Source organism: Rhodanobacter sp. Root179, assembly GCF_001428465.1.
Taxonomy (GTDB): Bacteria; Pseudomonadota; Gammaproteobacteria; order Xanthomonadales; family Rhodanobacteraceae; genus Rhodanobacter.
The window spans coordinates 1-9250 of the sequence record NZ_LMHR01000016.1; the positions used below are offsets into that span (position 1 = coordinate 1).

General features: G+C 67.0%; 11 protein-coding genes. 5 read left to right on the plus strand and 6 right to left on the minus strand.

From position 1 onward, the window contains the following. Positions 1-216: 216 nt before the first annotated feature. Positions 217-996 (plus strand): polyphosphate kinase 2, encoded by a 780-nt coding sequence (gene ppk2 / locus ASD82_RS00240; protein WP_056713730.1) that lies wholly within the window; start codon positions 217-219, stop codon positions 994-996. 88 nt (positions 997-1084) lie between these two features. On the opposite strand, the gene ASD82_RS00245 is transcribed toward ppk2, so the two are convergent. The 3 genes from ASD82_RS00245 to ASD82_RS00255 are packed head-to-tail and all read right to left on the minus strand — an operon-like array spanning position 1085 to position 3127. Beyond that, on the minus strand, positions 1085-1354 hold the full coding sequence (locus tag ASD82_RS00245) for an acylphosphatase (protein WP_056713732.1): 270 nt from the start codon (positions 1352-1354) through the stop codon (positions 1085-1087). A 13-nt stretch (positions 1355-1367) separates the two neighbouring features. Continuing rightward, on the minus strand, positions 1368-1853 hold the full coding sequence (locus ASD82_RS00250) for a TlpA disulfide reductase family protein (RefSeq protein WP_056713736.1): 486 nt from the start codon (positions 1851-1853) through the stop codon (positions 1368-1370). Continuing rightward, positions 1850-3127 carry a YihY family inner membrane protein gene (locus ASD82_RS00255; protein WP_056713754.1) on the minus strand — a complete coding sequence of 426 codons (1278 nt, stop codon included), beginning with the start codon at positions 3125-3127 and terminating at the stop codon, positions 1850-1852. Before ASD82_RS00255 ends, ASD82_RS00250 begins: the two co-directional genes overlap by 4 nt. Before the next feature lie 119 nt (positions 3128-3246). Between ASD82_RS00255 and wrbA the strand changes: the two genes are divergently transcribed. Both wrbA and ASD82_RS00265 read left to right on the plus strand, forming a co-directional pair. After that, the gene (gene wrbA, locus ASD82_RS00260; protein ID WP_056713737.1) at positions 3247-3849 is read left to right on the plus strand and encodes an NAD(P)H:quinone oxidoreductase; all 603 of its coding nucleotides are present in this window, start codon (positions 3247-3249) and stop codon (positions 3847-3849) included. Next, positions 3846-4223 (plus strand): DUF2069 domain-containing protein, encoded by a 378-nt coding sequence (locus ASD82_RS00265; RefSeq protein WP_056713740.1) that lies wholly within the window; start codon positions 3846-3848, stop codon positions 4221-4223. The genes wrbA and ASD82_RS00265 overlap by 4 nt, the downstream gene beginning before the upstream one ends. A 110-nt stretch (positions 4224-4333) precedes the next feature. Here the strand turns inward: ASD82_RS00265 and ASD82_RS00270 are convergent, their stop codons facing one another. Continuing rightward, positions 4334-5086 carry a hypothetical protein gene (locus ASD82_RS00270; RefSeq protein ID WP_056713744.1) on the minus strand — a complete coding sequence of 251 codons (753 nt, stop codon included), beginning with the start codon at positions 5084-5086 and terminating at the stop codon, positions 4334-4336. A 187-nt stretch (positions 5087-5273) separates the two neighbouring features. Further along, positions 5274-6059, minus strand: a complete 786-nt coding sequence (locus ASD82_RS00275; protein WP_056713747.1) for a thioesterase family protein — start codon at positions 6057-6059, stop codon at positions 5274-5276. A 102-nt stretch (positions 6060-6161) separates the two neighbouring features. Here ASD82_RS00275 and ASD82_RS00280 point away from each other — a divergent pair, with 102 nt between their 5' ends. Together ASD82_RS00280 and ASD82_RS00285 are read left to right on the plus strand one after the other, a co-directional pair. Continuing rightward, complete coding sequence (locus ASD82_RS00280) at positions 6162-7802, plus strand: acyl-CoA dehydrogenase family protein (protein WP_056713750.1); 1641 nt, start codon at positions 6162-6164, stop codon at positions 7800-7802. A 104-nt stretch (positions 7803-7906) separates the two neighbouring features. Then, the gene (locus tag ASD82_RS00285) at positions 7907-8395 is read left to right on the plus strand and encodes an asparaginase domain-containing protein (RefSeq protein WP_007806907.1); all 489 of its coding nucleotides are present in this window, start codon (positions 7907-7909) and stop codon (positions 8393-8395) included. A gap of 111 nt (positions 8396-8506) precedes the next feature. On the opposite strand, the gene ASD82_RS00290 is transcribed toward ASD82_RS00285, so the two are convergent. After that, positions 8507-9250: PPC domain-containing protein (locus ASD82_RS00290; RefSeq protein ID WP_235580591.1), on the minus strand; the 744-nt coding region annotated here is incomplete at its 5' end.

A 9250-nucleotide genomic window follows, 5' to 3' on the forward strand; every position in this document is an offset into this window, starting at 1 on the left:
GCTCTTCGCCGGGTCAAGGTCAAAAGCTCACCCCCTCCCGACCTCCCCCTGCTGGCAGGGGGAGGAGCAGAAGCCACCTGCGGGCCAGTGAGCAACGAAAGCCGCCCTGCTCCCTCCCTGCTTGCAGAGGAGGGTTGGGGTGGGGTCGCTCCTGAACCTCACCCTCACGCCGCGGCGGGTTACCCTGCACGCGACATGGCATCCGGCGAGACGATCATGGGCAAGCGCTACCGCAAGGCGATCGGGGAACTGCAGCTGGAACTGATGCGGCTGCAGCATGGCCTGCGCAGCAGCGGCAAGCGCCTGCTGGTGATTTTCGAAGGCCGCGACGCGGCCGGCAAGGGCGGCACCATCAAGGCGATCACCGAAAGCCTGGACACCCGCGGCTATCGCATCGCCGCACTCGGCAAGCCCAGCGAGGAAGAAACTACCCAGTGGTATTTCCAGCGCTACGTCGTCCACCTGCCCAGCGCCGGCGAGTTCGTGCTGTTCGATCGCAGCTGGTACAACCGCGCCGTGGTTGAGCCGGCGATGGGTTTCTGCACGGTCGCCCAGTACGAGGCCTTCCTCGATGCCGTGCCGGCCTTCGAGAAGCTGCTCGCCGACGACGGCATCATCCTCGTCAAATATTGGCTGGCGGTGGACCAGGCCGAACAGGAGCAGCGTTTCGCCGAACGCGCCGACGATCCGCTGAAGCGCTGGAAGCTGTCACTGGTGGATCTGGCCGCACGCCAGAAATACGCCGAGATGGGCAAGCTGCGCGACGTGATGATCGAACGCACGCACGCCGACCACGCACCGTGGTTCGTGGTCGATTTCAACAACCAGAAGCGCGGCCGCATCAACCTGATCCGCCACCTGCTGCAGCAGGTGCCGCTGCATGAGGAAGCGGTGCCCAAGGTGAAGTTGCCCCAGCTGAAGGGCAAGCCGCGAGGCGAACATGTCACCGACAAGGCGCTGTGGGTACCTGACACGCTCCAGGAATCGACGGATTAGAGCTGCCCCGAACACGATCGCCCAAGGCCCTTCGACTTCACTGCGCTACGCTCGGGACGAACGGGAGTTGCCACGGTGTGCGGCCGATTCACCCGCCCGTGCGAAAGCCTTGCAACTCCTGCTCCGGCAGCTCTTCGCGGACGACCGCATCGACCCGCGCCGCCGACGGCCCCTGCCACAGCCAGCGCTCCAGCGCGTCCAGCGCATCGGCCGGGCCGCTGGCGAGCACCTCGACGCGGCCATCGCCGCGATTCGTTGCATGGCCGGCGACACCGAGCGCCACCGCCTGCTCGCGGGTGCTGGCGCGGAAGAACACGCCCTGCACCCGTCCGCTGACGATGAAGCGCGCCGTCGGCATCACGATGCATCCATCACGGCTGGCCGATCAGCGCGGCCAGCGACGCTTCGGTCACCGGCCCCACGATGTGTTTGGCCACCTTGCCGTCCGGACTGATCAGGTACGTCGTCGGCAGGCCGCGCGGTTCGTCGAAGTCCTTCAGCGGCTTGTCCAGCGTGACCTGGGCGATCGGGTACACCACGGGATGCTTGGCGATGAAGGCCTTGATGTCCGCCAGCTCGCTGTCGTCGTAGGCCAGGCCGATCGCGGCGACGTTCTTGTGGCTGGCCACGAAACGCGAGATGTCCGGCATCTCCTTGATGCACGGCACGCACCAGGTCGCCCAGTAATTCACGATCACCCACTTGCCGCGCTGCGCGGACAGGTCGAACGTCTTGTCGTCCAGCGTGGTGACGTGCAGCGTGGGGCGCTCCGGCATGGCCGCCTGCGCGGCAAGGCCGAAGGCGAGCGCCAGGCCGAGCACGGCGGAGCGGAACGACGTGGAATGCAGCAGGGTCATGCGGGGAGTTCCTCAGTGTCGGTCGCCGCCGTGGCGACCGGGGGATAGATTTCGTCGAGCCGGGCGCCCAGTTTCGCCTTCAGCTCGGCCGCCAGGTCGGCCAGCATGGCGAGCAGTTCAGGTGGCAGTTCGATGCCCAGCGTAGCCGCCTCTTCCACCGGCTGCAGCGGCAGGCGGTAGTCGGTGTGGCGATAGACGCGCAACAGGTCGGTGCTGTCCAGGCTGCGGCACAGCAGCCAGCCGCCGGCCTCGCCACGCTGGATTAGTTCGGCCTGGTCGAGGTCGTCGAAATAGGCCGAGATCAGCGCGCTGCGCAAATACGGCTCGCGCACCCGCAGGTCGGCCGGGTCCACGCAATCGCCGCGCCGCTGCGCCTCCACGAAATGCCGCAGCACCACCAGCAGGCCGAGGAACTCCGCGCCCTCGGGCAGGGTTTCCTTGGGCGCGTGATACTCGAACGCCGAAGCGGACGCGGCGATCGACGCGGCCAGAATCACGATCACCCACGACAGGTAGATCCACAGCAGGAAGATCGGGATCGCCGCCAGCACGCCGTAGATCTGCTGGTAGGTCTGCGCGTGCTGCACGAACTGGCCGAAGCCCCAGCGCGCGATCTCGAACAGCACCGCGCCCAGCAACGCGCCGATCGCCGCGTCGCGGCGCGACACCTTGCAGTTGGGGATCACCGCGTACATCAGCCACAAGGTGAAGAACGTCACCAGGAATGGCAGCACGCTGAGCAGGCCCTGGGTCAGCGCACCGAACTGGTCCACCGCATTGTGCAGCAGCGGCGCGGCCGTCACGTAGGACGTCGCCGCGATGCCGCCGACCACCAGGATCGGCCCCAGCGTCAGTGCCGCCCAGTACAGCAGCAGGCGCGAACCCCAGCTGCGCGCCTGGTGCACGCGCCAGATCCGGTTCAGCCGGTCCTCGATGCTGATCATCATCGACAGCGCGCTGAACAGCATCACCAGGATGCTGATGCCGGTGAGCTTGCTGGCGTTCGCGGCAAACCCCAGCATGGTCGCCTGCACCGCCTCGCCGGTGGACGGCACGAAATTGTTGAACACGAAATTGATCAGCGTGTCGCGCGCCGGCTGGAACACCGGGAACGCCGAGAACATCGCCAGCACCGCCACCGTCAACGGCACCAGCGACACCAGCGTGGTGTACGAAAGCGCGCCGGCCGTCTCGAAGCACTTGTCGTCGATGAAGCGCTGCCAGATGAAGCGGCTGAACGTCCTGGTGCGGTCGCGATTGAAACGCCGGATCATCACGGTCCTCTCGTCGCTGAGCCCATACGGGCGCCGACGATGACCACCAACATGGTGGGTATCGGCCGGTACACTAGCGTATTGGCCGTGAAAGCCTCAAACGCGCGAGTCGACGCTGCATGAATCATGAAATCCTGGTCCTCTACTACAGCCGCAGCGGCCACACCGCGCAGCTCGCGCGGCTGATCGCCCGGGGCATCGAGGAAGTGCCCGGCATGCGCGCGCGCCTGCGCCAGGTGCCGCCGGTGGCGCCGGTGACCGAAGTGGCCCAGCCGCCCGAACCCGAAGACGGCGCACCCTACGTGACGAAGCAGGACCTGCTCGACTGCGAGGGCCTGGCGATGGGCAGCCCCACCCGCTTCGGCAACATGGCCGCGCCGCTGAAACACTTCCTCGACACCACCGGCGCCGAGTGGGCCAGCGGCGCCCTGGTCGGCAAGCCGGCCGCGCTGTTCACCTCCACCAGCACCATGCACGGCGGCCAGGAAACCACCTTGCTGACGATGGCCTTGCCGCTGCTCCATCACGGCATGCTGATCGTCGGCCTGCCCTACACCGAACCGGCACTCACCAGCACGCAGAGCGGCGGCACGCCGTACGGCCTCAGCCACGTGGCCGGCGCCAAGGGCGACAACCCGATCAGCGAGCACGAACGCGAACTGGCCCGTGCATTGGGCCGCCGCCTCGCCGACGTGGCGCGTCGACTGGCAACCAATCCATGAGCACGACGCCGCGCGCCCCGATCCTGACCGTCTACCGCCTCGGCCTGATCGCCTGGGCCCTGCTCGTCGTGCTGCAACTGGTCTGGCACGCCTGGCTGTTCCCGCCGCAAAGCATGCCGATCACCCTGCTGCTGGCGATCACCGTCGTCCCCCTGCTGCTGCCCCTGTTCGCCATCCGCGACGTACGCCGCGCCCTGCTCTGGGTCGGCATCCTCAGCCTGTTCTACTTCTGCCACGGCGTATCAGAGGCATGGAGCGCGGCAAGTGCAGAACGCTGGCTGGCGGTGGCGGAGATCGTGCTGACGGTGTTGTTGATTGGGACGCTGGGGGCTGGGGTGAAGCGGCGGCCTGCTGCGCCGATTACGCGCGATTGAGTGACGGCATCACGTCCGACCGCTGATAACCTCGTTTGGTGCTCGTCCCATGCCTAAGGCTCCGTAGTGTGAGCGAGGCTTAGTTGGCCACATCCCCTTTATTTACGTCATCAGGGCTCTTCGGCGGAATCTCCTGCAAAGGCTCGGGCGAAGATCTCGCCGATCGCCCCTTCCGCAGATGGCGTTCGGGCAGCCTCCCGCTCGCGACTTCGACCCGTCCACGCCTCGGTCAGCTGGTCGATGTCCCTCAGTCCTGTCTGCTTGGCGAACAACACATACGGCATCACCCTCGCGTATGAGCAATCGTCCATGTCGCCATGGAAACTCACCGCGAAGGCGCGCGAGGAAGACCACCAGCCGTCTTGGCCCGACCAACCATCGTCTGAGGCCTCGCCGTCCATGTCGTTCGCGTCATCCTCTGCACTAGCGAACTCCCAGCGGTCCCCTGAAATGCCCTTCCATCGTGCTGCGTGAGTGGTATCGAAGAATCGCGGCTCCGCGTTCGCCAGTCCCGCAAGGACGCCGACCAAGTTCGTGCAGATCAACGAGGCCGCAATGCGATACACGACGTGAGCTTTGCCGGCGCACAGGATAAAGACCGTGCGCCAGCGATCGCGATTGACATCATGGAAATCGCGGCCATCGACCTCGATGGCGATGGATCGGCCCGAGGGATGGACGAGCAGCATGTCGAGACGGAACGGCCCGGCCGCGGTATCCACCCACGCTTGAGTGCGGAATGTCACACCAGGGGCCAATGAAGCCGAAATCCGCTCGCCTAGCGATTCCTCCGGTGGGCTCTCATACGCGTAACGGATGACTTCTAGCCGCGCGAGCGTCTCACTAATGTGTTTAATGGCCATGCAGTGAATGGTACGCGCCTATGTCTCGCCCCTCGAGACAACAAGTCTGTGAATAAGTTGTCCGTTGTTGTCACGGATGCCGGATGGCGGCCAGTCCCGCTAATGTTCGTCCGGCTCTATCGCCATAGGTGGATCCACAGAGGCGGTGGGTGTCAGTGCCGACAACCTTCCGGTAGCGCACACGCCCTCACCCAAACACAACCATACTTTGCCGACTCAACGCTACCGCCTCCCCACCCGGCCCCCACAGCATCACGCTCTGATTGGTATAGCCATCGCGCGCAGCAATGAGTTCAGCGTCCACGCGCCAGTCGTCCATGCCCAGATCATCGTAACGATCGCGCAGCAGCTCGATCATCCAGGTAAGCGAGCTCCCGGGGGTGGGGGCGGCGAACATCGACAGGGCGATCGGCGGGATGAAGTCGGCGAAGGCGAGCACGTGGGTTTCGTCGACGGGGCCTTGGTCGCGCAGTGAAAGCTGCAGCACGTTTTCGCGCTGGTGGCCGCCGCTGAACGGCAGGTCGCCGCGCAACCAGCGCGCACGGAAGTGCTGGGTGAAGGCCGACATGCGGCCTTCGACGTAGCGCAGCTCCGGCGCTGCGGCGTTCTCCACGGGCGATTGCACGGGCTGGAAATCCAGTACCGACGGCCGCGCGTTGCCGAATACGCCGAGCAGCCGGCACAGGATCTGTTCGCCGTCATGCAGGCTGGCCTCGACCTGGATCGCGCTGCGGCCTGCGCGCAGGCGTTGTGCGCGGATGCTCACCGGGCCGGTCGGCACCGGCGCGATGAAGGTCACCTGCAGGGTGCGCAGCGGCATGTCGACGGGCACCCGTTCGCGCATGGCGCGCAGGGCCAGCGCCGCCTGCAGGCCGCCGAAGGCGCTGCGACCCTGCAGCCAGTCTTCGCTTACCGTGGCCTGCCAGTCGTCGCCGTGGCGGGTAACGCTCTGCATCGCTTCGGAAAATCGCATGGGTTGCGCCTGCGCCGGGGAGAGGCTTTCGATGATGCCAGCGCCACGCGCCGAATGCCTGCGTGCCTATACTCGACACCTCGACTCTGGACGGAGCGCGCCATGGCCTTCCTGCAGGATCCGCCGCAACTTCTTCATCCCTATCGCAGCGACCGCTCGCTGCTGGCCCTGCTTGATCGCGCGCTGCCGGCCGGGCGGCGCGCGGCGCTGGATGCCGACCTGGATGCACTGGGCGATTACGCGCAGATGGCATGGCACCGCGCGTGCAACACGACGCGGCGCAAGCCGGTGCTGACGCAGTGGGATGCTTGGGGTCGGCGGGTCGATCGCATCGAGCTGACCACGGCCTGGCAGGAAGGCCCCGGCATCACCACCCACCACGCGGTGCTCGCCGCCGGCCATGCGGACAGCGAGCATGCGCGACTGGAGGAATTTGCCCGCGTCTACCTGTATCACCTGGCCAGCGAGTTCTATACCTGCCCGCTGGCGATGACCGACGGCGCCGCCACCGCGATCAAGGCGTCAGGCAACCGCGAGCTGATCGAACGGGTGTTGCCGCGTTTCCTCAGCCGCGATGCGTCGACGTTCTGGCTCAGCGGCCAGTGGATGACCGAGAACCCCGGCGGCTCCGACGTGGGCAACACCGAAACCATCGCGCGACAGGATGCAGGCGGCCAGTGGCGGCTGTACGGGCGCAAATGGTTCAGCTCGGCGGTGGTCGGCGAGGCCGCGCTGGCGCTGGCGCGACCCGAAGGCGCGGGCGGCGGCACGGCGGCGCTGGCGCTGTTCTACGTCGAGACGATGGACGGCGAGCGGCGCAAGCCGGAGCTGGTCATCGACCGGCTGAAGGACAAGCTGGGCACGCAGGAACTGCCCACCGCAGAGATCCACCTAGATGGCCTGCCCGCCTGGCCGCTGGGCGAACTGGCCCACGGCGTGCGCCAGGTGGCGCCGATGCTCAACGTGACCCGTACCTGGAACGGGATCTGCGCCGTGGCCAGCATGGCCCGCGCGATCGGCCTGGCGCGCGACTTCGCCACGCGGCGGCGGGCGTTTGGACGGCCATTGATCGAGCAGCCGCTGCACGCGCAGACGCTGGCCGACATGCAGGCGGAGTTCGAGGGCGCGTTCGCGCTGGCGTTCGAGGTGGCCCACCTGCTCGGTCGCGTCGAACACGGCACGGCCGCCCCGCACGAGGCCGCGCTGCTGCGCCTGCTGACGCCGCTGGCCAAGCTGTGGACCGGCAAGCTGGCGGTGCAGGTCTGCTCGGAGGCGATCGAATGTTTCGGCGGCGCCGGCTACATCGAGGACACCGGCCTGCCGCAGTTGCTGCGCGACGCGCAGGTGTACGCGATCTGGGAAGGCACCACGAACGTGTTGTCGCTGGACAGCCTGCGCGCGCTGGCCGGTGACAGCCTGGGCGCGCTGCGCACGGCCAGCACGCACTGGCTGGATGGCAACGACGACATGCACGCGGCCAGCGCGATCCGGCAGACGCTGGACGCGGCCGCGCGCTGGCTCGACCAGCATGCGGCCGCACGCGAAACCCTGGAATCGGGCGCCCGCGGCCTCGCGTTCACGTTGGCGCGTTGTGCGGCGGCGGCCCTGCTGGCGAGACAGGCGAGCTGGTCGAGCGCTCATGCCGACCCGCGCCCTGCCGCGGCACTGCGCCGTTTCGTCCGCCTCGGGCTCGATCGGCTGATCGTGCCGGACGGGGACAACACCGCCTTGTTGCTGGGCTAGCGCGCACCGCGGGGCAGGCAATGCCCGGTCTGCGCGACCGCGTCCTGCGGCACGGAAGGGTCGGCCCGGGTAAAATGCCCGGATTCTCTCCATGGCCCACCGACATGCAGCATCTGACCATCGTCACCACCGGCGGCACGATCGACAAGATCTATTTCGACGACAAGTCGGACTACAAGATCGGCGCGCCGCAGATCGGCGAGATCCTCGGCCAGCTCGGCGTGGCGTTCCAGTTCGACGTGATCCCGATCCTGCGCAAGGACAGCCTGCACATGGGCGCCGAGGATCGCGCGCTGGTGCGCTCGACGATCGAGGCGCAGCCGCATCGCCACGTGCTGGTCACCCACGGCACCGACACCATGGTGGAGACCGCGCGCGAACTGGCGAATATCAAGGGCAAGGTGATCGTGCTGACCGGCGCGCTGAATCCCGCCCGCTTCCAGGGCTCGGACGCGGTGTTCAACATCGGCTGCGCGGTGGCCGCGGTGCAGACCCTGCCCGACGGCGTCTATATCGCCATGAACGGTCGCGTGTGGGACCCGGCCAGCGTGCGCAAGAACCGCGACGCCAACCGCTTCGAGCCGGTGGGCTGAAGTCCGGCGCTTTCGCCAGCCGCGCCCACAAACCCAGCCCTGCTCCCCAAATGAAGAACCCCGGCCGAAGCCGGGGTTCCCGTTTGCACCGTCACGCGATGAGCGTGAGGATCAGTTGCTGCTGGTGGTCAGGGTGACACCCGAGAACGTCTGGTACGCACGCACCTTGATGTAATAGGTGGTGTTGCTGGTCGGGGTGAACGTGCAGGTCTCGTTGTTGCCGGTCTTGTACGGACGGCAGTTGTAGCTGCTGGTGGTCGGTGCACTGCCGGCCTTCACGTACAGATCCGCGTCACCGGTACCACCGGCGATCGAGATGGTCGCCGTATGACCCGCGGTGACCGCCTGGGTGTAGGTCGTGGAGAAGTTGCCGGTGCTCACGGTCGGCAAGTTGACCGAGGTGCTGCCACCACCACCGCCGCCGCCACCACTGCCGGTGCTGTACGACGCCTTCACCGTGACGCCGGAGTAGGACGCGTAAGCGTGCACCTTGACGTAGTACTTGCCGGCGACAGGCGACGCCACGGTGCAGCTTTCCGAGTTGCCCGTCTTGTACGGACGGCAGTCGTAGCTGCTGGTGGTCGGCGCGCTGCCGGCCTTGGTGTACAGGTCCGCATCGCCGGTGCCGCCGGAGATCGACATCACCAGGTTGGTGGCGCCTGTCGGCACCGTGATGAAGTAGTCGTTGTCGGCACCCGTCGAGGCCGACACGCCGGTCACCGCGACGTTGTTCTGCAACTCGGTGGTCGTGCCACCGCCGCCGCCACCGCCGCCACCGGTGCCCGGGCAGGCCACGCCCACGCCGTTGAACGCGGTGATCACGTCATTCGCGTTGTAGCCCAGGTCGGTCGCCGC